We start from the raw sequence: 23042 nt of genomic DNA, 5'->3' as shown, positions 1-23042 counted from the left end.
TTGTTGTATAGATTAAGAGCGTTTCCGTTTTTCTTATCAGCCCAATTCCAAATTGATAATCAAAATCAAGGGGCTGGGTTAATAACTAAATTCACATCCTCCGACAGAAGTTGTTTTTTTGCTGAACACCAAAATATTGATATTAATGAATGTACACACTAATGAGGGTACGTACAAATGAGTACTTCACCGGTTCTAAATATGGACAGGATTCACTAGAATAGGTAATGGGACAAACGATAAAGGGGTGAATAAATGAAAAATAAAAAGGCAGTATGGATAGCTGGCGGATTCATATTGTATGCGTTCGTTATGACTTGGTATTTGTTTATGGGAGCAGATACATCCGTTCCAGCTCAATATCAGGGAAGTTCTGCAGACCCATCTGTGTTTATGACCGAGCGTGAAATCGAGTTGAGTCATGATTTTTCACGAATTAAACACTTATTGTATTTCCTTTCAGTACCTTTGGAATGGATGATTTATTTATTGGTGCTTGGGTTCGGCTTGTCGAAGTGGTTTCGAAACAGAGCAACGGACGTGTCGCGATTCCCGATTGTTCACAATGCACTTTATGTGGTGTTTTTATCGTTAACTGCCTTTATACTTGCATTGCCAATCGATTATTATAGCTACACGGTGTCATTGGATTATCAAATTTCTACACAGACATTTTCCAGCTGGATGAGGGATAATGTCATTTCATTTTGGATTAACACCCTGTTTCTTTTTGTAATTGTTCAAGTACTGTACTGGCTGATGAAAAGGTCGGAAAAACGTTGGTGGTTCTATGGATGGTTGCTTTCAATTCCGTTTACATTATTCATGTATTACATCCAGCCTATCTGGATTGATCCGCTATACAATGACTTTTACCGACTAGAGGATAAAGTGCTTGAAGATAAGATTCTAGCACTTGCAGATAAGGCAAAAATATCAGCCGATCGAGTTTATGAAGTAAATATGTCTGAGAAAACGAATGCATTAAATGCCTATGTGAACGGTATTGGTTCAAATCTGAGGATTGTCTTATGGGATACGACCTTAGAAGAGCTTGAGGATGAGGAAGTCCTGTTTGTTATGGCTCATGAGATGGGGCATTTTGTAAAAAACCATCTTTTATGGAATCTAATTGGCTCGATTGTATTTTCGTTCTTCGGGTTATGGCTCGGATCGAGGGTTTTTTACTGGATGCTTAATAAATGGGGCAGACATTGGGGAGTTGAAAAGCCTTCGGATATTGCCTCGCTCCCAGCACTATTACTCGTTTTCTCAATCCTGTCGTTTATAGCAAGTCCAATTGAAAATACAATTTCACGTCAAGCAGAACATTCTGCAGATGAATATGCGATAGAAATGACCAAAGACCCAGAGGCTGCGGTGGGTGCATTTCAGAAATTATCGGTTTCAGGATTAAGCGAAGTAAATCCCCCATGGCTCGTAAAAGTATTTTTGTATGGTCACCCTACGATGTTAGAGCGTATTCACTTTCTAGAAAAATGGAATCAAAAGGAATCGGTCGACCAAAGTCTTAATGAAAATGAGAAAATTGAACAATAATAATAATTATGATAGATGTGGTTAAGGACTTATGTGACGGAGAAAGTCAGTCCTTATCACATCATGTTTCAGAAGTATGTGAAAGGGGAATTACTCTTCTAACGAATTAAAAAAGCAGAGGAGTGATGTTATGGATCGACGAGACCACCATGATGAGATGGACGTTCGTGAAGAAAGAGTCGAGAAAAAGAAAGATTCTGGTAGAGTCGCATCAACATTTATAAAATATGCAGCGTATCTAATCATCTTTTTCGGACTATTATACTTTATCGTGAATTATATACTGCCAATGTTCTAGGAAATCTCCGCGATTCTTCGCGGGGATTTTTTTGGGTCTAAAAAAAACTATTAAAAAATGTTGTGAGCTTGTTCATTTTTTTACCTATTCCGTCCTATAGTATAGAAACGAGTTCTTTTTGAGGTGAAAAAATGAAGGGGAAGTTTCAATACGGATTGTTGATCAGTTTAACGGTTCTTTTCGGATTCTTAGCTTGGCAGAACCCGAGTGTGAGTGAACGTAGTAAACAGGAGATTGATAAGGCGAATACAATTAAGGTTGGCTCAGTCGTTTCAGGTGCAGCAGAGATAGGCCGTAAAGCTCCCGATTTTACACTAAGTACGATAGATGGAAAAAACGTTTCCTTATCTCAATTCCAAGGGAAAACGGTAATTCTGAATTTCTGGACGACTTGGTGTACGTACTGTAAAGATGAAATACCAGAACTGATCAACTTTTATCATTTGCACAAAGAGGATGATGTGGTTGTACTAGCCGTAAATTTGAGTTCAGAAGAGGAAAGTCTTGAACCTGTAGCAATGTTTGCCCACGACCTTGGGATTCCCTTTCGTATTCCCCTGGATAAGGAAGGGAAAGTAGCTACTGCCTATAAGGTTGTCATGATTCCGACGACCTTTGTCATTGCTCCAGATGGAACGATTCAGCATAAAATTCTTGGTCCCGCTAACCTTAAGCAGCTCGAGAAGCTTCTTTTCAAATAGGATGTTTTGATTCCCATCTTAGAGAAAAGGCTTTTTCATCGAATGTCCTGTTAATCTACCCAATTCATCTATTTTTTCATTCAAATAAAGCTTATCCATATTTATTAATGTAGAGCGATCAATTCCTTCACATATGGCTTCAGCAAATTGCCAGAGTGTCTGTTGGGTGGGTGGTTTAGGGCTCTTTTCGGCTATCAAAGCCAGTGCTTCAAAAATAGCAGCAAGCACAGATACATCCTGCCTTCCGTAGTGTCTGATTTGGTAAAAGCTTTTATAAAGTACGTGAGCAAAGGACTCTTTGTTCAAAATGATCCGAAGGTTTTGTTTTTCATCATAAAAGTACGGTTCTTCTAGAGATTTTTGGGGGAGGCGTGATAAGACCTTCCCTAGACGGTGTATGCAAACGATGGCAGTATAAGGATCATTAACGGCAGGTGAGATCGCACGTAAAGCAATTTCGGTTAGCTTTTGGATTCCATATTCGAGGTCCTGTTCTGTGGTCCGATTATGACCAATTCGAATGTTTTCTAAATACGTCTCAATCGAAAATTTCCGATCATCAAGCGACCAGTATAAAAAGAGAGTGGACCCCTTATCTATGTAGTCTCCAATGTTCTTTTCCATCCTTATCAGCAGGTCATCCTTTTGGGCAAGCTGGATGATCATTTTAAGATTTATGTGCTGTATATATCCTGATTGGTAGGATTGGGCCTTCCTACATTCCTTTAACCTTACTTCCTCATCTTCCCAACTCGACCAAGGCGAGGAGCTTGTAGACTTTAAATTGGTACTTTGCTGCTCATATGTTTCAAGGATGACCAAGCAATTATCAGTAATGTTCTTTATGAGGTTATTTACTTGGATCCACGTTCCGACATGATGAATGAAATAGACAAAGAAACCGAGGCAGAGGGCAGCAACTAATATAGAAAAGGTTGGCACAATAAGAAAACTCGCTTGGTCTGAAATGTTCATCCATAGCAATAAAAGGAGAAAATAAAAGAACGAACCAATAAAGACTCCTAATACTCTGCGTGTGATCGGATCACTCAAAAAATTATCAAGGGTACGAGGTGAGTATTGAGATAAATAGGTTGATAAAAGGACCATAATTGAAGAAAATGTAATGGCCGTCATTGTTAAAATGGAAGTCGCCAATGCACTCAGGATTAGACGAGACGTATCACGGTCTGTTAATAGGAACGAGGGGATGTGTTGATGGATATCGATACGTTCCATCCACATGTCCACTTCAACCGATAGTAAAGCAAACAATATGGCGAGAAAACTATAAAAGGCAGGTAGAAACCAGAAGCTGTAATAAATTCTATGTAGCCAGATCTTAATACTCATCGGATAACAATCCACCTAACAAATGATATTGAAGGTCGGTTATAATGACCTAACTATGTTAGTGTTTGTTATATAAAGATAGATTATAATTTAATTTGGGTATATTCAGATTCTCTTTCAACTGTTTTTGCAAGCCGTTTTATTTTCTCATTGATAAAGTTGAGATCCCAATCCAGTAAGACGTCTTTATCAATACCCTCGACAAAGTAAATCGCGAAATCCCAAATCGTCTTTCGAATTGAAAGGTCTTTATTCTTTTCAACAATACCATGGAGCACGGATAAAGTAGATGCACAGACTGAAACATCTTGGCGACCATAGTGCCGGATTTGATAGAATGATTTATACAAGAGCTCACGATAGGACTGGATGTCAATGATAATACGTAATTCATCCTTTTTGTCATAATGATAAGGCTTCGGAAAAGAAACGGTTCCTAATTCAGCAAGTAATGTACCAATTCGATTGATACAATTAATTGCTGTATGAGGGTCATTTATTGCGGGTGATATGGCCCTTAGTGCAATTTCAACAAGCTTTTGCAAGCCGAATTCCACATCTTGTATCGTCGTTCGCTCTGTTCCAATTGAAAAGAATTCATGGTATTTTTTTTGCGTTTTCTCACTTAGTTTCTTAGGATTTATAACCGTAAATAATGAAGTGCCCTTAATAATATAGTCTCCGATTCGACGCTCAATTTTGATAACGAAATCATCATCACAAGCTCGTTTCATCATTGTTGGAAGGTCGATCATCTGTAAGTAACCTGACGTGTTGGAAAGGATCGTTATTGCATTTGAAGAATCCATATTATCTACATCATTAGAAGCGGACAATTCTTTCATTTGGGTCTTTTCGTCGCTAAGATGAAAGCTGTTATTAATCGTTTTTTGTGTGCTACTGGTAATTTTGTCAATTAAATTATTTACCTGTGTCCATGTTGCTACATGATGGATGAAATAAACAAAGAACACGAGGCAAATAATAGCCCAGATGACAGCTAGCCCAGGTGCAATAAATAAGTTTTTATCACTGACTCCTTTTAGAAACAAAAGCAATAATAATGAAAAAATGATTCCACCAGTAAAAATTCCAAGCACCCGTTGCGTAATCACATCACTAATAAAGTCCTGTAATGTACGAGGTGAGAATTGGGAAGAGTATGTTGTTAATACAACCATAATGGATGAAAAGGTGATCGTTGTCATCGTCAAAATAGAAGTTGCAATCGCACTAAGAATCGTTTGGCCTAGCTTCATATCTGTCAGCAACACATTAGGTATGTAATCATTGATAGAATCAGATGGTACTATTTCTTCAATTGTAATCGTTAGAATGGCTAATAGAAGGGCAAGTGTTCCATAAAATGTTGGTAGGAACCAAAAACTCCGTCTAAAGGTAATCCAATTTTGATTTAATTTCATCTTTTGCTCCTTTAATAGGAAGTTCGAGTACATCTACTTATCGTTATACCCAAAAAAGAAGAGGATGACTCCTATAATTGAAGTCATCCTCTGAATTTACCTTTATATTTCGTAAACGATATTAACCTTTAAACATTTGTACGAACATTTTACCGTATTGACCGCCATCTACAATACCAATTCCCACTTCTGTGTATTGGCTACCAAGGATGTTTTCGCGGTGTCCTTGAGAGTTCATTAGAGAAGTATGTGCACCCTCAACTGAACCGTTTCCGGCAATGTTTTCTCCAGCTGTGTTGTAGTCAACTCCGAATTGCTTCATCATATCGAACGGAGAACCATATGTTGGAGAGTTGTGGCTAAAGTAATTGTTTTCAATCATATCTTTTGCTTTAATTCGTGCAACTTTCGTAAGTTCTGGATCTACTTTTAATGGAGCTAGTCCAGCCTTTTCGCGCTCTTGGTTTACAAGATCGACCATTTGTTGCTCATCTGCAGTTAAAGCAAAGTTTGATTCGTTTTCAGCTGCAGGTTCTTCAGCTGGTTGTTCTGGCGCCGGTTTTGGAGCAGGTGCTTGCTCAGGTGCAGGCTTTTGCTCAGGTGCAGGCTCAGTTTGTTTTTGTGGTTCAGGTTGCTTTTCAGGAGCTGGTTCAGCCTTTTTTTCTGGAGCTGGTGCAGGCTGCTCAGCTTTTTCCTCAGATTGTTCTTGCTTAGGCTCGTCTGCCTTCTGTGGAGCTTCCTTTTGCTTCTGTTCTTGAAGCTGTGCTTTTGCTTTCTTAAGAAGTTCATCAATTTTGTTTTGAGTAGCAGGGTCAAGTTGACCGTTTTGCTTCTGCTTTAGACAGTTTTGAATAAACTCCTGAGTTTTATCCTGATCTATTTGAACCTGTGCGTATTGCTTGTATACTTCTACTTGAGGTTGCTGCTGTTCAGGCGTCGATGCCTCACTTATCCCAGCGTTCACCCCAAAGATTGATGCTGATAGTAATGATGTGACAAGAATTTTCTTGAACAAATTATCCAACCTCCTTGAGTAATAGTTACATAGACACATTTCGGTTATGATTCTATCACCATGGGGGTAAGGAATTAATTGGAAGTCACCTCCGACACCCAACCTCTTTTTTTACATTAAAATATGGACCGTTTTTATGAGAAGATAAGAAGGTATACAGTTTTATCGCACCTAAGCAGGACGCTTACGCTTTTCTTAATAATTTCAATTCTTTAAGATTTAATGTAGGATAAAGATCATTTTATAACGAAAACAAGAAACTGTGTACGAAGAGTATAGTAGTTAAGAAGTATTTAGGGAGGAATTAGCTTTGTACCCAGAGTTGGTTAAATATAAACAGATTAAAAAACAATACGAGGAACAATTAGAACGACTGACGCTAGATCAGGGTGACCTAGAAGAAGAAAAGGAAGAATTATTAAAGAAGTATGAAGAGATTCTCGAAAAGGTAGGAAAGCAAAAACATCTTGATAATCAATCGTATGTATCTCAATTAAGTTCTGAAGTGCAGGGTTTGACGAATGAAATCGGCGATGTAATGGAACAGATTGCGAATTTGTCGCATGCGAAGAAAGATAGATTGAGCGAATGGGCAAAGCCATTACAAAAAGGCTTAGACCGTGAAGTTATAGCTGCAAAGCAACATTTAAAATTGAAAAAGAATGAATTTAAAAGATACCGTATGGAGTTGTTTCTACTTATCCAACAGGTGTTTGAAATTGAAGAATATGTGTATGACATCCACCGCTCTTATTCAGAAGCGTGTGTGGAGCATATGACAGATGATGAAAAGAAAACTCTTAAATTACAGGCAGTCCATATTCGAAAAGAGGCAAAAGATATGCTGCAAGAACTGCAAAAAGATTTGGAACATATCATACATACAGAGAAAATGCCTGAATGGTTTAATGAAAAGATGAAATTCTAATAAGTCCTGAGTTCGTACTGTTTACCATAGTGTTAGACAGCTATTCCGAATCCAAATAAAAGAAAGCCATAGCTTGGGGGAGGAGCCATGGCTTTCATACCGAACAAGATTGGAAGGGAAATAGTAAATTACAGATTTTTATGCGCTTGTAACCAACTATTAAGGAATAGGGGAAGTACATTATTAATTAATATACAAACGCAGTACCTACAATGATCAACAAGATGAACAATACGACGATTAACGCAAAACCTCCGCCGCCTCTAGAGTAACCCATAAATCCACCCCCTTCGAGCACTTAAATCCGGTGAGGTAGTTCCTCACATTATTACAATATGCAGATTTAATGGATTGGTATGGACAAGTGAATTAGGACAAATATGGATTTTTTGATAAAGGGGGTAAATTTGTTCTTTTTTATCTGAAGGAAAGACGTAGGAAGCGAAGTCAGTTGAACAATTGCTTTTCAGTGATATGTAAATAAATACCCTTCGTATATATTTTACCTTATGCTGTATCCTTTATACTTGGTATGATTGGACTTACATCAATTAAAAATGCAATTGATCAAGCAAGGAAAAACGCTAGAAATATTGGAAGAGCAGCCTAAAAATTAATTTGGGCTGTTTTTAGTTTGTTCAAATTAAACAGAACTATGTAAAGTTGACTACATTATGTGAAAAAAAGGGTCGAATTAAAGATATACACTAGTATGACTGGTTGTTTTACCATAATAAACAGCGTGTGATAACTGCGGATCCGGTCATGCTAAACATACATCCCAAGAAAATGGGGTATGATAATGAAGAAAATATCGACTGTATTGTTGTGTTCTTTTTTATTAACGGGATGTGCTGATGGTTTAACGGTTTCCCAAGAATCGTTGAAGTCATCCAAGTCACATGATGTAGAGTTAGCATCGTCAACCGATCATGTAATACCTCAAAAAAAGATTATTAATGCACCAATGATCAACCAACTTCCGCAATTACCTCGGGGTTGTGAAGTTACAAGCCTTGCGATGCTATTGCAGCATGCCGGTGTAAATGTAGATAAGATGACACTTGCAAAAGAGGTAAAAAAAGACCCGACGAGCTATCAGAAAAGAAACGGCCAAGTCTTTTTTGGTAATCCGAATTCTGGATTTGTAGGGGATATGTACACAAAGAACAAACCAGGATTAGGTGTGTATGAAAAGCCAATTGCCACGCTAGCAGAAAGTTATCTTCCAGGTAGGGTTGTCAATTTAACGGGTTCTGATTTTAACAAGATTCTCGAATACGTTCAGAAGGATAAGCCGGTATGGATAATAAGTAACACAACCTATTCAAGGCTTCCTGATCAATATTGGCAAACGTGGAATACACCAACCGGAAAAATAAAAATCACATATAAAGAGCATTCTGTCCTTGTGACAGGGTATGATGATCAATATGTGTATTTTAATGATCCATTACGAGGGATTAAAAACCATAAAGCGCCAAAACAGCAATTCATTAAGGCATGGGAACAAATCGGAAAACAAGCGATAACTTATGAAGACTAAAATGCATGTAGGCAGGTTCACTCATTTGAGTGAACCTGTTTTTGTATGTATTTAATTTTGGTAGATTCAATAAATACCTTGACTTAAGTAGGGAAAACTTGAAGAATTAGTAGCAGAGTAGTCGAATATAGTCGAATTTCTACAATTATAAAAGTAGGTGATCGTGATTTTTAAAAGAAGATGGCTGACTGTACCAGTTATAGTAGCGGCAATTTATACATATCAATCATTTGATTCAGGTCCACCATTTGAAGGTTTGTTCGAAGCGAAAGAGCCCGCGGAAGCTCTTCAAGAAGAATCTTCGAATCCTGAAAAGGAAATTAAATCTAGTAACCTCTCTAAACCTTCGGATGCCGAAGAGAAAAAGAACCCTGAACCATCTTTAACACATGATGATGGAGGAGTGGGTAATGATACGGCAATAGAGGTCAAAGCAGGGGCGAAGAAGGAAAGGACAACTTCACAAGATAATGTCGAAGAAAACACTGTGTTGTTGGATGTTCCTTATCTTTTGCAACTGCCTGAGCTTCAACGTGGCTGTGAAGTTACCTCGCTCGCGATGATGCTACAGCATGCAGGTGTTAATGTGGGGAAAATGGAGCTCGCTGAAAATATCCATAAGGTTCCGTATTGGACGGCCGATGGCTATCGGGGAAATCCTCACAAAGGCTTTGTAGGTAATATATATACATTTGAAAAAGATGGCTATGCGGTTTACCATGAACCCATTGCGGATTTAGCTGAGACGTATTTGCCTGGTAGAATAGTAGATTTATCAGGACAACCCTTTCAAACTGTACTAGATCAAGTGAAACAGGGATCTCCTGTCCTAGTGATTACCAATAGCAAATTCCGGCCACTTCCTGAAGACGAGTTTCGATATTGGAAAACAAATGCTGGTGAAGTGAAGATTACCTGGAATGAACATGCCGTTGTGATAACAGGCTATAGTGATGAACATATTTACATTAATAACCCACTCGGTGGTGAAGATGTAAAGCTTAATAAAGAATCGTTTATTGGTGCCTGGAAACAGCTCGGTAGTCAGGCTGTTTCATATAACTGATATAGGATTTTCAAAAAGTATCTGCATGATAAACTACGAATAATTACCATTACTGAGATGCTTCAAAAAGGTTGACTCCAGATGTTCCGATTATACATTGTGGATCGGAACATCCATTTGAATCAACCTCATTTTGTAATTCTTACACGTTAAGAAATACTTCCGAAACGGCTTAGTTGCGTTCGGATTGTTTGCTTTTTGTCTTCTGATTCTGCTTGTTTATAGGAATCAAGCAGCTCATCAATTTGATCACGCAAAATTCCATTACTCCAAAGTACATAGGACCGATATTCAGTGCTTCGAATGAATTTTTTGAGCATATTGTGTTCAGGACCAAAGTAATACGTCAAATCACTATGAAACTCATGAAAATCCCCAATATCGACTGCAAGAATCGTGTCATCAAGCAGGAAAAGTGTCGCTTCCTTTCTTCGCATCAAAACCGGAACAGCATAAAGTTGGTTTTCAGGAAGTACCCCTTTGGAAGTTGGTAAAAATAAATATGGATTATCCTTATTGTCAAAACCTACGAAAAAATCAGCTGCGGACTCATGGAGACTTGCTTTGCGAAGCATTGTCAAATGAACCATTAATCGTTGAGATTCAATCATTTCCCCGCTCCTCCTATTAATCTAATTTGTATCAACAGAATGTCCACAATCGTCTCTTTTTATACGTTTGAAAATGTTTACGTACGTCTTCGAAGTTTAATGAGTTTAAGTATAGGTTCTGTAGTAGCTCGTCCCATTTAAAAAGTCTGTTTGACAATTTTGCTAGAAAGCGTTTACACTAAGAATAATATTAGAGAACTTAGAAAATTATGAAGGAAGTTGTCCAAAATGCAAAACTTTTTTAGAAAACGAAATAATAGGGATACAATTCAATTGCTAAATAAAGAGCCGATGTCCGATTAAACAATCGAGGCAGCGGCTTTTTTTAATGGAAATTTTATCTCGCTAAATTGGTAGCGCATTAGGAAGGGAGGAGGAACGTATTTGATTACACTTACAGGTAATACGTTAACGTTAAAAGAAATCAGGCACGTCTTATTTGACTTAGAGTATGTTCAAGCCTCAAAGGAAAGTCTTGCAAGGGTTAAGGAGAGCCGAAAAGCGGTAGATGAAATCGTAGCAACTAATAAAGTCGTCTATGGCATTACAACAGGGTTTGGAAAAATGAGTGATGTGTGGATTGAGCCTAACCAGGTAGAAGATTTGCAGCTGAATTTAATTCGCAGTCATGCATGTGGAGTAGGTGATCCGTTTCCGGAAGTTGTCAGCCGTGCCATGCTGTTGTTGCGTGTAAATGCATTGTTAAAAGGATTTTCCGGAGTACGTGTGGAAGTGATTGATATATTAATTGAATGCATAAACAAAAGAATTCACCCGGTCATTCCCCAGCAAGGCTCACTTGGTGCCAGTGGGGATCTTGCCCCGTTGTCCCATCTCGCGCTTGTTCTACTTGGGGAGGGTGAAGTTATATATAAAGGAAAAAGGATGCCTTCAAAGGAACCTTTGAAACGTGAAGGTGTGGATCCAATCGTTCTCAGTGCGAAAGAAGGACTTGCGCTGATTAATGGTACACAGGCGATGACAGCGATGGGAGTCGTCGGTTATTTAGAAGCTGAACAACTTGCTTACCAGTCGGAAGCAATCGCGGCTATGACATTTGAAGGGTTAAAAGGAATTATCGATGCCTTCGACGAGTCCATTCATTTGGCAAGAGGCTATCCGGAGCAGGTTGATGTTGCGGAACGATTTCGGATGTATGTGAAAGGAAGCAAACTCACTACGGAACAAGGTGAAGTTCGTGTGCAAGATGCCTATTCGTTACGGTGCATCCCGCAGGTCCATGGTGCTACCTGGCAAACTTTGAATTATGTAAAAGAAAAGCTTGAGATTGAAATCAATGCAGCTACAGATAATCCGCTTATTTTCGATAGTGGTGAAAAGGTTATCTCTGGCGGGAATTTTCATGGCCAACCGATAGCGTTTGCGATGGATTTTATGAAAATTGCAGTTGCAGAGCTTGCTAACATCTCAGAACGGAGAATCGAACGTATGGTGAATCCGCAACTAAGTGGATTGCCACCGTTCCTATCAGCAAACCCAGGTGTTGAATCTGGTGCAATGATCTTACAGTATTCGGCAGCTTCGCTTGTTTCAGAAAATAAGACGCTGGCACATCCAGCCAGTGTGGATTCAATCCCATCATCTGCCAATCAGGAAGACCATGTCAGTATGGGGACAATCGGTTCACGGCATGCCTATCAGATCATTCAAAACACAAGAAGAGTTCTCGCGATAGAATGGTTTTGCGCAATGCAGGCTATTGAATTTAACGGTATAGAAAACATGGCGCCAAGAACACAAAAGGTGCACAAAAAAGGCCGGGAAGTGGCAGAGAGTATAACGACAGACCGTGTCTTCTCCTACGATATCGAACGTCTCACTACTGAATTAAAGGATAGTGATTGGAAGCGTTTATTAATTCATCAATGAGGTATGCAGTCAAATAAAAGAAATGGAGGGATTTTGATGAAAAAGACAATACAAGCTCCTAGAGGAACGGAATTAACGACAAAAGGATGGGTGCAGGAAGCGGCTCTCAGAATGTTAATGAATAACCTTGATCCTGAGGTAGCCGAAAATCCTGAAGAACTCGTTGTATACGGTGGTATCGGGAAAGCGGCTCGGAATTGGGAGAGCTTTGATGCGATTGTTTCGGCTTTAAAAAGATTAGAGAACGATGAAACGCTGATGATCCAATCAGGTAAGCCTGTTGCAGTTTTTCGCTCACATAAAGACGCGCCTAGAGTATTGATCGCAAACTCTAACCTTGTACCAGCATGGGCCGATTGGGAGAACTTCCGTGAGCTCGAAAAGAAAGGCTTAATCATGTACGGACAAATGACTGCTGGAAGCTGGATTTATATTGGAACACAGGGAATCCTTCAAGGAACTTATGAAACATTTGCAGAAGCAGCTCGCAAGCATTTCAATGGATCACTAGAAGGAACACTTACAGTTACAGCAGGATTAGGTGGAATGGGTGGTGCTCAACCACTTGCCGTTACTATGAACGGGGGTGTCGTCATCGCCATCGAAACCGACCCAGTGCGGATTGAGCGGAGAATCCAGACACGCTATTGTGATACGAAGGCAACCAGTTTAGATGAAGCCCTTCAATTGGCGAAGGAAGCAATGGAAGAAAAGAAACCGCTATCGATTGCCTTACTAGGTAATGCAGCTGAAATACTTCCTGAACTAGTCAATCGTGGTGAGAAACCTGATCTAGTGACAGATCAAACATCAGCGCATGACGTTCTGAATGGTTACTTGCCAATTGGTTTTACATTGGAGGAAGGTGCGGAACTCCGAGAACGAGATCCTGAAGCGTACATTTTAAAATCCAAGCAAAGCATCAAGCAACATGTTCAAGCAATGGTTGATCTACAAAAAGCTGGATCCATCGTTTTTGATTACGGAAACAACATTCGTCAAGTCGCAAAGGATGAAGGCTTCGAGGACGCATTTGCTTTTCCGGGATTCGTACCTGCATTCATTCGACCGATGTTTTGTGAAGGTAAAGGACCATTCCGTTGGGTTGCACTATCCGGTGACGAGCGGGATATCCATGCGATTGACGATAAGATTTTACAAGAATTTGCTGATGATGAACATTTATGCAATTGGATCAAGATGGCCAAAGAAAAGGTTGCCTTTCAAGGATTACCATCACGAATTTGCTGGCTTGGGTATGGTGGGCGAGCACGGTTAGGAAAGATTATTAACGACATGGTTGCCAACGGTGAGGTGAAAGCTCCAATTGTCATCGGTCGTGACCACCTCGATTGTGGATCAGTAGCCTCCCCGAACAGGGAAACAGAAGCGATGAAGGATGGCAGTGATGCAATCAGTGACTGGCCAATTTTAAATGCAATGATCAATGGTGTGAACGGAGCTAGTTGGGTATCGGTTCACCATGGCGGCGGTGTAGGTATGGGTTACTCACAACATGCTGGAATGGTTATTGTTGCAGATGGTACAGAGGAAGCAGCCGAACGCTTAGATCGTGTACTCACTTCAGATCCCGGTATGGGAGTAGCAAGACATGCTGATGCAGGGTATGAGCTAGCCATCCAAACTGCAAACGATAAAGGGGTTCAAATCCCGATGCTGGATGCACAAAAACTAACGAAAGGAAGTGCTGAGTAGTCGTGACAAACCAAGTAGATACTTTACTTTACAATATAGGACAATTATTAACAATGGACGGCAAAGAGGGAGTTAGAAAAGGACCGGATATGATGGAGATTGGTCTTGTTGAACAAGCGACCGTTGCTGTTAAGGACGGGAAAGTCATTTATGCGGGACCAGCAGAGAACGCTCCTCAGTTTGAAGCAAATGAGGAAATCGATTGCCATGGGAAGCTCGTTACACCGGGACTTGTGGATCCACACACCCACCTCGTCTTTGGGGGATCACGTGAACATGAACTCGCGCTTAAGCAACAAGGCGTACCATACCTTGATATTTTAAAACAAGGTGGCGGAATCTTATCGACTGTTAATGCGACACGTGATGCAAAGGAAGAGGAGCTATACAATAAGGCACTTTTTCATCTCGATCGCATTATGAGCTATGGAGTAACCACGATGGAGGCGAAAAGCGGCTATGGTCTTGATGAATTAAATGAGCTGAAGCAGCTAAGGGTAACTAAGCAGCTCCAAAAGGATCATCCGCTCGATATCGCTTCTACTTTTCTAGGAGCTCACGCTATTCCGCCCGAATATAAGGACGATCCTGATGCTTTCTTAAGCGAAATGCTTCGGGTGATGGAAGTGGTTAAGGAAGAGAATCTCGCACAGTTTACCGATATTTTCTGTGAAACGGGTGTCTTTACGGTCGAACAGTCCCGTAAGTATTTAGAAAAGGCAAAGGAATTGGGCTTTGAAGTCAAAATTCATGCGGATGAGATTGACCCCCTTGGTGGAACGGAAATGGCTTGTGAAGTGGATGCCATTTCAGCTGACCATCTTGTCGGTGCTTCTGAAAAGGGAATTGAAAAGCTTGGGGAAAGCAGAACAATCGCTGTACTTCTTCCAGGCACCACTTTTTACTTGAACAAAAATGAGTTTGCGAAGGCTCGCGATATGATTGAACATAATGCAGCTGTGGCACTTGCAACTGACTTTAACCCAGGTAGTTCGCCGACTGAAAACTTGCAGCTCATTATGAATCTAGCAGCCTTAAAGCTAAGGATGAAGCCTGAGGAAATTTGGAACGCTGTAACCGTCAATGCTGCCCATGCAATTGGTTATGGAGAACGGGCAGGTAAGATCAAAGAAGGCAGAAATGCAGATATTGTGATCTGGGATGTTCCGAATTACCTCTATATTCCTTATCATTACGGCGTGAACCATGTGAATACGGTTATAAAAGGTGGAGCAGTGGCTTATAAAAGGGGTGAGCAGCTTGGGCGAGTTACCGTATCTTAAAACGTCAGGTCAGGCAGACTCCGGGATAGCCACGTCACCAAGCTCACGAGATTATACGTGAATGGGATAAATCTGAAAAGGTGAGCGGTGTAATCCTTACTTTTTTAATCAATCGAATATAAAGTGTGGGCTTGTAGAGATGATCGATTCTCTACAAGCCTTTTCTGTGTTTTTAAGATGAAAATCATTCATTTTTGCTGCTTTTTCTAAATCTTTAAATAGGACAAGCGGTACATATAACTGAATTCCCTCTGCAATAAATACACCGGATTACATAGTTTTAAAAGTTGATTAGTTCCCTCTAATTCCTCATTCCATAATAGGTCTAATGTATTACGATTTAATTACATAATGTTTCAAAAACTCTATGAAAAAACAATTTTAAGAGGTTGTTCAAAAAGTCCGGTAAAAATAGCTGTCGAATTTCTTCGTTCCTTGGAAAAGGAGTACACTTTTCCGGCGTGCGAGGCAATGCTTCCGTAGAATATTCTTGTGCTCGGTCTCTTCGGACTTGCACACGGACGTGCTGACTTCGACGTTTTCACAGGACGTGAAGTACTAAGTCGAAGTTCCATATGTACCTGCGTCTACAAGCGTATTCTTGGATGTAAGCTTCCTCGGTACAACTCGTAGTGTTTATGCAAGTACCGCTCGTCGTTCCGGTCCTCGAGACTTTTCGCGCCTCGAACTTCTCGGCTCTTTTTATCCTCTTTTTTGAACACGCACTTTAAGGGAGGAAAAGGAATGAAAAAGAAACATGTTGTCGCTTCTGCCGTTTTGGCGACGAGTATGCTGTTCACTTCACTCGGAGGTGCCGGTGCCGCCGACCATGAAAAGAAAGCTCCGACAAAACCGGATATGGCACCAGCTATGGTCAACTTAGACAACAACAAAATTTTTGATAATCTCGAAGTTAAGCTCGCAAAGAAAGAGGCAAATGAAAAGATTCCGGTCATCATTCAGTTCGATGAATCAAAGACAAATGGAAAGGCGCAAAAAGCGATCCAGAAAAGTCTAGGGAAATTCAAGACAAAACACGTGTATAATAGTGCACTCAATGGAGTAGCAGTTTCAATGACGAAAAGGCAAATCAAGATGCTTGAAAAGATTCCATTTGTAAAATCGATTGAATTCGATGCACCTGTAAAGGCTTTAAATGGGTCTGCAAATAAATGGTTTGGAACAGAGAAGGCTCGAAGTGATTTCAACTTAACTGGTGACCTCGATGGGAACCCGAATTCCTACTCGAAAGACGATGCAGTTGTCGCAGTTATAGACACAGGTATTGATGCGAGTCATGTGGACCTTGATGAGGGAAAAGTGATTGGGTGGTTGGACTTGGTTAATGGCCGTTCAACACCTTATGATGATCAAGGTCACGGCACACACGTTTCAAGTACGGTCGCTGGTGACGGAGATGGCAATGCGGATCATAAAGGAGTAGCACCTGAAGCAGCATTGGTAGGTGTAAAAGTTCTTGATAGCCAAGGAAGCGGAAGTATGAGTGATGTTACAGCTGGTATCGACTGGGCTGTTCAGAATAAGGACAAATACGGTATCGAGGTGCTTAGCCTAAGTCTCGGAACTTCAGGAAGCTCTGACGGAACCGATTCTACTTCCCAGGCTGTAAATAATGCAGTGGACGCGGGACTTGTCGTTACTGTAGCGGCTGGTAATTCTGGACCTAGTAAACAAACGGTTGGATCTCCCGGTGCGGCTGAAAAAGTCATTACCGTTGGTGCAGGTTCGGACCTCGGTGTAGGTGGTTACTTCCTAGCTGACTTCTCCAGCCGCGGTGAAACAGCAGATGGACGAATTAAGCCTGACATTGTTGCACCTGGATATCAGATAACCGCGGCTGCAGCAAACAGTGGTAATGGATATGCAACCTACAGTGGTACAAGTATGGCAACACCTTTTACAGCTGGGACGGTAGCGCTAATGCTTGATGCGAACCCTTCTCTTACACCCAATCAAGTTAAAACCATTCTTGCGGATACTTCACAGGATTGGGGTCCAGCAGGGAAAGATGTAGATTACGGGCATGGGATGCTTGATGGTTATGCAGCGATTGAGGATGCAGGAAATCTGAACGGCACAAATATTGCAAAACCAAACCATTTTGCCAAACAAAATTCACTAGGCAATACGGGAAGCGCTGATGAGTATTCCTTTAATGTTACAAATACGAACTATCCGGTTGCCGTGACGATGATCATTCCGGAATGGCAGCCAGGCTTCTGGTTCTGGGGGAGTGAACCAGACTTTGATGTATACGTTTATAATCAGTCCGGGCAGGTCGTTGCGGAAGCAGAAGGAGCAGAACGCCAAGAAACCATTTCGTTTAATCCGACGAGCACGGGAACGTACACTGTAAAAGTTTCTTCTTATGACGGAAGTGGCGATTACTATCTTGATTTAAGTGCGGGAGCCAGTGGGTTAAATTTGACTTCAGATCAGTAAACAAAATAAGTGCGAGGAATCGCGAATTAAGATTAGAGGGTTCCCCGATAACGAAAACACCTTCGATTCTCTACGGTAAGGAATCGAAGGTGTTTTTATTGCACGTTAAGAAAGTATAAAAGTTTGCGGCATGGATGTAATGTCCAGCTTCAGCGCCCAACCACTTGGATCACTTCAGGCCTCCTGCGGCGGCAACAGCCTCCTCGTCGGTCTTCCAGTGACCTTCGTGGCTAAGCAGGGCGCTTGCGCTTTTCTTAATGAGTATTTTTCCTAATCATTTTAATTTTCTAAAAAAGTAGTTGACCGATAATTAGCACTAATCTATACTATTAATAACTTCACAGGAGAAACTAATAAAAATATAATCATTTTTCTAAGTTATATTTATGTTTTTTGCTTTATATACCATTTTTTAGTGATAGTTAATAACATGATGTGAATAGGTGATGTAATGAAAATAAAAAACCAAGACTTTTTGAAAAAAGAAAATCAAAGCTTAGTATTGGAAATTATTCTTAATCAAGGGCCGATTTCTCGTGCTGAAATTGCTAAACGGACAATGATGAGCCCAACTTCGGCATCACGGATCGTTGCTTCTTTACTTGAAGTAGAATTGATTCGTGAAGTCAATTTAATAAGTGACGGAATAGGTAGGAAAGCAACTTACTTTGTTCCTAATGAAAATTCAGTAATATCTATTGGCGTAGAGATTGACCAAAACGCAATACGCATTGGTTTCATGAATTTTGTCGGTAATTTAGTTGTGCTTGAACATTTTAATTACCAGCCGGTTGATCCGGGCGAGACGATTCAATATATCACTAATAAAATTCGTAATATTATTAATCGAGAAAATATAACTTTCGAACAGATTGCTGGAATCTGTTTGGGATTACCTGGTCTAATTCAAAACGAGACAGGGATGATTAAATTATCTGCACAATTTAACTGGAAACAGGTTCCTTTAGGTGAAATGTTAGAAGAGAAAATAGGTTTTCAGGTGTTTGTCGATAATGAATTAAAGTTAAAAGCACTTGCGGAATACATCACTAATCCAGAGCCGGAAAAAGAAAATATGGCAATGATCGGATTTGGTAGTGGTGTAGGATCTGCTTTGGTCACTAAAGGTGATATTTACCGTGGAGAAGGAAATTTTTCGGGAGAGATTGGACATACAATAGTTGATCCTTATGGAATTTATTGTCCTTGTGGTAATTTCGGATGTTTACAAACATATATCGCTGAAAAATTTCTGTTAGCGGAAGCATCCAAAACGAAGTCTATAGAAAATATCCAAGAGTTAATTTCTGAATCTGAAAATAAGGAAAAATGGGCAATAAACATATTGGATAAAGCTATTACATATGCGGCAATTACGATTAATAATGTGGTTTGTGTATATAATCCAGACACTGTGGTCTTATCTGGTAGTTTAATTGAAAATTATCCAGTAATAAAAGAAAGAATTCTAGAAAAGTGTAAAAATCAAATATGGACCCCTGTGAATAATACATTTGAATTACGAACGACAAAAACAGGTGTTGAGGGTGTAGTAGTTGGAGCAGCAATAAGTGTTCAACGTCATTTTATTAAAAATATTCAATTTAATAGAGAGGTTTAAATTATGACATATCCAATCATTGCAGAAGAATACAGGGGTGGAAAGTTAGAAAATACCCATCAAGGACTTGTTTGTGTTCTTAACGATAGAAAGGAAGTCGTTTTTGAGAAGGGGAATTCTGATCATCATGTTTTTTACCGGTCAGCAATGAAACCGCTTCAAGCTATACCTATATTTACAACCAATGTGATCGAAAAATATTATCTCAATAATAAGGAAGCGGCTTTATTTACTGCTTCACAGCGAGGAGAGCAATATCATCAAGATGCATTAGAAAGCCTTATAAAGAAACTGAAAATATCGGAGGAACTACTTGTCTGTAATCAAAGCTATCCGCTTAATGAACAACCGAAACAAAAATACATTTGGGAACATAAACCACAGCGTAAACTGTTACATAATTGCGCAGGTAAACACTTAGGTTTTTTGGCGTATGCGAGAGAAAGAGGATTCGGGCTAGATAGATATGAAGAGATGGAGCATCCTCTGCAACAGGAAATCCTCCATCATGTAGCTGATCTATCTGAAACTTCTATAAGTCAAATAAATACTGCTATCGATGGATGCGGTGTCCCAGTACATGGGGTTCCTTTGAAAAATATGGCTATTTCTTTTTTGAAATTTATGGCTCCAGAATTAATTGAAGATATGCAAACAGCTAATGCAGTAAAGAAAATCGGTAAGGTAATGAATGAACATCCAGAAATAGTGGCATCACATAATTTCATCTGTACCGTACTACTTGACGACCATAATATTATTGCCAAAGGGGGTGCGCAGGGAGTTTATTGTTTAGCGTTAAAAAAAGAAAGAATAAGCATTGCCTTAAAAGTCTTAAGCGGATCTGAACTTATTTGGCCAGTCTTGGTTGCTGAAATATTAAAAAAGCTAAATTACAGCAATAAGGCAACGATTGATCGTTTATTACAACTTCGATCAAAAAACATAGAAAATGACAATGGAAAGATCATTGGTGAGACCAAAATTTTATTATAAGTAGGGGAGGATAAAAATGAAAAAACGTTGTTTAAGTTTAATGTTTCTTCTAGCAACACTACTAGTTGTGAGCACCGCTTGTTCATCTAATTCTGCTTCAGATGGCAATAATGCTAAAAACGACGATAAGGAAATTACAATTGCAATTGATCAAAATTTTGTAACGCTGGATCCACATAATGCTGGGGACACTGTTTCTATTTTTGGTACAAGGGCAATGTATGAAGGGCTTGTGGGTTTTGACAAAGAAATGAATGTAGTGCCTGTTTTGGCTGAGGATTATACAGTTAGTGAAGATGCTCTGACATACACGTTCAAACTTAGAAAAGATGTAGTATTCCATGATGGTGAGCCGTTTAACGCTGAAGCAGTAAAAGTAAACTTTGATCGAATAATGAATGAAAATAATGATTTACGAGCTAAACGAAATTTTCAATACGTAGAGAGTCTAGAAATCGTTAATGAATATGAAGTTAAATTTACCCTTAACCAACCGTTCAGTGCAATGTTGAATAAATTTGCGATGGTACCTTTTATCAGTCCTAAGGCAATAAATAACAAAAGTAAGGATGTCGGCTTAAATCCGGTAGGAACAGGTCCATTTAAATTTAATGAATGGAATCAAGGTGATTCTCTAGTGGTAGAAAAGTTTGATGATTACTGGAATCCTGATACCACCAATGTTGAAAAAGTAACATTTAAGCCAGTCCCAGAAAATGGAGCACGTGCCGCAATGTTAAAAACAGGTGAAGCTGATTTTGTCTATCCTGTGCCTCAACAAAAGGTAAAAGACTTGGAAAATGAAAATGGAGTCGTAATTGAAAAAACCCCTTCAACGATAGCAAGATATGTATCTATTAATACATTTAAAGAACCATTTAATAATGAAAAAGTTAGAAAAGCTATGAACTATGCAGTAAATAAAGATGCATATATTAAAGTTGTTAAAAATGGATATGGAGAAATTTTAGATTCAACAATGTCTTCTGAAACTCAGTATTATTCTCAGCAAGAGCCATACGCCTTTAACTTGGATAAAGCTAAACAATTAATGAAAGAAGCAGGATACGAAGATGGATTTGAAGCGGAAATTTGGGGAAATACAAGCTCTGAAACAATTAAAGGTATGGAATTTGTGAAGCAACAACTAGCTCAAATTGGTATTGATGTAACGATAAAGTCAATGGAAGAAGGAACATTATCAGACGAAATTTATACACCTAAGACGCCAGAAGAGTCTAAGGTTCAAATGTGGTACGTAAGTTGGTCTCCTTCTTCAGGTGATGCAGATGGAGCAACGCGTTCTCTATTTAGCAGTGATTACTTTCCACCGAATGGAGCAAACACAGCTTACTATAATAATAATCAAGTAAATAATTGGATCAATGCAGCAAACGAAACGTCTGATACAACTGAACAAGAGAAAATCTACGCTGATATCCAAAGTACAGTATATGATGATGCACCATGGATTTTCTTAGCTTCAGATACTATATTATCTGGATATAACGAAAAGTTAGAAGGAGTTTATGTTTTACCAGATGGATCCGTCAGCATTAAAGAAGCTCAATTAAAATAAATTTTAAATGTGGGAGCTGACCAATGTTAGCTCCCCTTTATTGGAGGTGCTGAATGATATGTGGCAATACATAATAAAACGTGTTCTTGGTCTTATACCTCTTATACTTGTTGTATCTTTTGTAATTTTCATGTTTATTCATTTAATTCCTGGAGACCCTGCTAGATTAATAGCTGGTAAAAAAGCAACATTAGAAGAAGTACAGGTGATCAGAGAAAACCTAGGTCTGAATAAACCTTTAATTGAACAATATATCGTCTATTTAAAAGACTTGCTAGCTGGTAATTTGGGGTATTCTATCCAATCCGGTGCTCCTGTGAGCGAGTTAATTGGAGAACGGATAATGCCAACGCTTGGATTAACCTTTATTAGCATTGTTTGGGCGCTCGTTGTCGGTATTTTATTAGGCGTGATTTCTGCGGTTTTTCGAAACAAGTGGCCAGACCACATTGGTATGGTTACGGCTGTATCTGGTATATCACTTCCAAATTTTTGGGTAGGACTTGTATTGATTCAATTATTTTCAGTCCAACTAGGATTATTACCAACTGGCGGAGCAGAGGATTGGAAAAGCTACCTTATGCCTTCGTTCGCCTTGGGAGCGGGTATTATGGCAATGATTGCAAGGTTTACGCGTTCGTCGCTTGTAAATACATTAAAGCAAGATTACATACGTACTGGTCGTGCAAAAGGGCTAAGTGGCAATGCAATTGTCTTTGGACATGCTTTAAAGAATTCCTTAATTCCTGTAGTTACTATTGCAGGGCTTCAGTTTGGCTTTCTATTAGGGGGTTCGGTAGTTGTTGAAACCGTTTTCAGTTTCCCAGGACTAGGAAGACTACTAATTGATTCCATTCAAATGCGTGATTATCCAGTAGTCCAAGCAGAAATTTTACTTTTTTCACTACAGTTTATTTTAGTAAACCTACTTGTTGATATCATTTATAGCTTTTTAAACCCTAAAATACGGTATGAATAAAATAAGAAAAGTA

At 39.4% G+C, this 23042-nt stretch carries 19 protein-coding genes; 14 read left to right on the top strand and 5 right to left on the bottom strand.

Annotation, left to right across the window (positions count from 1 at the left end):
* The first annotated feature begins 255 nt into the window (after positions 1–255).
* The 3 genes from NON16_RS12035 to NON16_RS12025 all read left to right on the top strand — a co-directional run bounded on the left by NON16_RS12035 (position 256) and on the right by NON16_RS12025 (position 2559).
* The gene (locus tag NON16_RS12035) at positions 256–1560 is read left to right on the top strand and encodes a M48 family metallopeptidase (RefSeq protein ID WP_257349319.1); all 1305 of its coding nucleotides are present in this window, start codon (positions 256–258) and stop codon (positions 1558–1560) included.
* Positions 1561–1690: 130 nt separating this feature from the next.
* Positions 1691–1858 carry a hypothetical protein gene (locus NON16_RS12030; RefSeq protein ID WP_257349318.1) on the top strand — a complete coding sequence of 56 codons (168 nt, stop codon included), beginning with the start codon at positions 1691–1693 and terminating at the stop codon, positions 1856–1858.
* Between the two features lie 131 nt (positions 1859–1989).
* Positions 1990–2559 (top strand): peroxiredoxin family protein, encoded by a 570-nt coding sequence (locus tag NON16_RS12025; protein ID WP_257349317.1) that lies wholly within the window; start codon positions 1990–1992, stop codon positions 2557–2559.
* An 18-nt stretch (positions 2560–2577) separates the two neighbouring features.
* Here NON16_RS12025 and NON16_RS12020 read toward each other — a convergent pair whose 3' ends face one another.
* The 3 genes from NON16_RS12020 to NON16_RS12010 all read right to left on the bottom strand — a co-directional run bounded on the left by NON16_RS12020 (position 2578) and on the right by NON16_RS12010 (position 6351).
* On the bottom strand, positions 2578–3912 hold the full coding sequence (locus NON16_RS12020; protein ID WP_257349315.1) for a DUF2254 domain-containing protein: 1335 nt from the start codon (positions 3910–3912) through the stop codon (positions 2578–2580).
* A gap of 83 nt (positions 3913–3995) precedes the next feature.
* Positions 3996–5336 carry a DUF2254 domain-containing protein gene (locus NON16_RS12015; protein WP_257349313.1) on the bottom strand — a complete coding sequence of 447 codons (1341 nt, stop codon included), beginning with the start codon at positions 5334–5336 and terminating at the stop codon, positions 3996–3998.
* A gap of 121 nt (positions 5337–5457) precedes the next feature.
* Positions 5458–6351, bottom strand: coding sequence for a CAP domain-containing protein (locus tag NON16_RS12010; RefSeq protein WP_257349312.1), 894 nt, complete (start codon positions 6349–6351; stop codon positions 5458–5460).
* Positions 6352–6661: 310 nt separating this feature from the next.
* On the opposite strand from NON16_RS12010, the gene NON16_RS12005 reads away from it, so the two are divergent.
* Positions 6662–7279, top strand: coding sequence for a hypothetical protein (locus NON16_RS12005; protein WP_257349310.1), 618 nt, complete (start codon positions 6662–6664; stop codon positions 7277–7279).
* Between the two features lie 187 nt (positions 7280–7466).
* Here NON16_RS12005 and NON16_RS12000 read toward each other — a convergent pair whose 3' ends face one another.
* Positions 7467–7556: a YjcZ family sporulation protein gene (locus NON16_RS12000; RefSeq protein ID WP_257349308.1), complete on the bottom strand. Its 90-nt coding sequence runs from the start codon at positions 7554–7556 to the stop codon at positions 7467–7469.
* A 525-nt stretch (positions 7557–8081) separates the two neighbouring features.
* Between NON16_RS12000 and NON16_RS11995 the strand changes: the two genes are divergently transcribed.
* Positions 8082–8825 carry a C39 family peptidase gene (locus NON16_RS11995; RefSeq protein WP_257349307.1) on the top strand — a complete coding sequence of 248 codons (744 nt, stop codon included), beginning with the start codon at positions 8082–8084 and terminating at the stop codon, positions 8823–8825.
* 163 nt (positions 8826–8988) lie between these two features.
* The gene (locus NON16_RS11990) at positions 8989–9891 is read left to right on the top strand and encodes a C39 family peptidase (RefSeq protein WP_257349306.1); all 903 of its coding nucleotides are present in this window, start codon (positions 8989–8991) and stop codon (positions 9889–9891) included.
* A gap of 149 nt (positions 9892–10040) precedes the next feature.
* Here NON16_RS11990 and NON16_RS11985 read toward each other — a convergent pair whose 3' ends face one another.
* The gene (locus NON16_RS11985; protein ID WP_257349305.1) at positions 10041–10502 is read right to left on the bottom strand and encodes a hypothetical protein; all 462 of its coding nucleotides are present in this window, start codon (positions 10500–10502) and stop codon (positions 10041–10043) included.
* Between the two features lie 384 nt (positions 10503–10886).
* On the opposite strand from NON16_RS11985, the gene hutH reads away from it, so the two are divergent.
* The 8 genes from hutH to NON16_RS11945 all read left to right on the top strand — a co-directional run bounded on the left by hutH (position 10887) and on the right by NON16_RS11945 (position 23029).
* Entirely contained in the window at positions 10887–12392 is a 1506-nt protein-coding gene (gene hutH, locus NON16_RS11980; protein WP_257349303.1) for a histidine ammonia-lyase, read from the top strand.
* Between the two features lie 36 nt (positions 12393–12428).
* Complete coding sequence (gene hutU, locus NON16_RS11975; protein WP_257349302.1) at positions 12429–14108, top strand: urocanate hydratase; 1680 nt, start codon at positions 12429–12431, stop codon at positions 14106–14108.
* Positions 14109–14161: 53 nt separating this feature from the next.
* The gene (gene hutI / locus NON16_RS11970; protein ID WP_257349485.1) at positions 14162–15391 is read left to right on the top strand and encodes an imidazolonepropionase; all 1230 of its coding nucleotides are present in this window, start codon (positions 14162–14164) and stop codon (positions 15389–15391) included.
* A 744-nt stretch (positions 15392–16135) separates the two neighbouring features.
* The gene (locus NON16_RS11965) at positions 16136–17854 is read left to right on the top strand and encodes a S8 family serine peptidase (protein ID WP_257349301.1); all 1719 of its coding nucleotides are present in this window, start codon (positions 16136–16138) and stop codon (positions 17852–17854) included.
* A 451-nt stretch (positions 17855–18305) separates the two neighbouring features.
* Positions 18306–19475 (top strand): ROK family transcriptional regulator, encoded by a 1170-nt coding sequence (locus NON16_RS11960; protein ID WP_257349299.1) that lies wholly within the window; start codon positions 18306–18308, stop codon positions 19473–19475.
* A gap of 3 nt (positions 19476–19478) precedes the next feature.
* Entirely contained in the window at positions 19479–20471 is a 993-nt protein-coding gene (locus tag NON16_RS11955; protein WP_257349298.1) for an asparaginase, read from the top strand.
* Positions 20472–20487: 16 nt separating this feature from the next.
* Complete coding sequence (locus NON16_RS11950) at positions 20488–22050, top strand: glutathione ABC transporter substrate-binding protein (RefSeq protein ID WP_257349296.1); 1563 nt, start codon at positions 20488–20490, stop codon at positions 22048–22050.
* A 58-nt stretch (positions 22051–22108) separates the two neighbouring features.
* Positions 22109–23029 carry an ABC transporter permease subunit gene (locus tag NON16_RS11945; protein ID WP_257349294.1) on the top strand — a complete coding sequence of 307 codons (921 nt, stop codon included), beginning with the start codon at positions 22109–22111 and terminating at the stop codon, positions 23027–23029.
* Positions 23030–23042 lie beyond the last annotated feature (13 nt).

The organism is Pseudalkalibacillus decolorationis, assembly GCF_024609785.1.
In the GTDB taxonomy this organism is placed as follows: domain Bacteria; phylum Bacillota; class Bacilli; order Bacillales; family Fictibacillaceae; genus Pseudalkalibacillus; species Pseudalkalibacillus decolorationis.
This window is presented reverse-complemented; position numbering and strand designations above follow the sequence as displayed.

Coding starts and splice junctions, on each gene's coding strand:
- NON16_RS12030 (WP_257349318.1), top strand. CDS start 1,691: ATGGATCGACGAGACCACCATGATGAGATGGACGTTCGTGAAGAAAGA.
- hutU (WP_257349302.1), top strand. CDS start 12,429: ATGAAAAAGACAATACAAGCTCCTAGAGGAACGGAATTAACGACAAAA.
- NON16_RS12020 (WP_257349315.1), bottom strand. CDS start 3,912: ATGAGTATTAAGATCTGGCTACATAGAATTTATTACAGCTTCTGGTTT.
- NON16_RS11955 (WP_257349298.1), top strand. CDS start 19,479: ATGACATATCCAATCATTGCAGAAGAATACAGGGGTGGAAAGTTAGAA.
- NON16_RS12000 (WP_257349308.1), bottom strand. CDS start 7,556: ATGGGTTACTCTAGAGGCGGCGGAGGTTTTGCGTTAATCGTCGTATTG.
- NON16_RS11960 (WP_257349299.1), top strand. CDS start 18,306: ATGAAAATAAAAAACCAAGACTTTTTGAAAAAAGAAAATCAAAGCTTA.
- NON16_RS12015 (WP_257349313.1), bottom strand. CDS start 5,336: ATGAAATTAAATCAAAATTGGATTACCTTTAGACGGAGTTTTTGGTTC.
- NON16_RS11985 (WP_257349305.1), bottom strand. CDS start 10,502: ATGATTGAATCTCAACGATTAATGGTTCATTTGACAATGCTTCGCAAA.
- NON16_RS11950 (WP_257349296.1), top strand. CDS start 20,488: ATGAAAAAACGTTGTTTAAGTTTAATGTTTCTTCTAGCAACACTACTA.
- NON16_RS11945 (WP_257349294.1), top strand. CDS start 22,109: ATGTGGCAATACATAATAAAACGTGTTCTTGGTCTTATACCTCTTATA.
- NON16_RS11965 (WP_257349301.1), top strand. CDS start 16,136: ATGAAAAAGAAACATGTTGTCGCTTCTGCCGTTTTGGCGACGAGTATG.
- NON16_RS12035 (WP_257349319.1), top strand. CDS start 256: ATGAAAAATAAAAAGGCAGTATGGATAGCTGGCGGATTCATATTGTAT.
- hutI (WP_257349485.1), top strand. CDS start 14,162: ATGGACGGCAAAGAGGGAGTTAGAAAAGGACCGGATATGATGGAGATT.
- NON16_RS11995 (WP_257349307.1), top strand. CDS start 8,082: ATGAAGAAAATATCGACTGTATTGTTGTGTTCTTTTTTATTAACGGGA.
- NON16_RS12025 (WP_257349317.1), top strand. CDS start 1,990: ATGAAGGGGAAGTTTCAATACGGATTGTTGATCAGTTTAACGGTTCTT.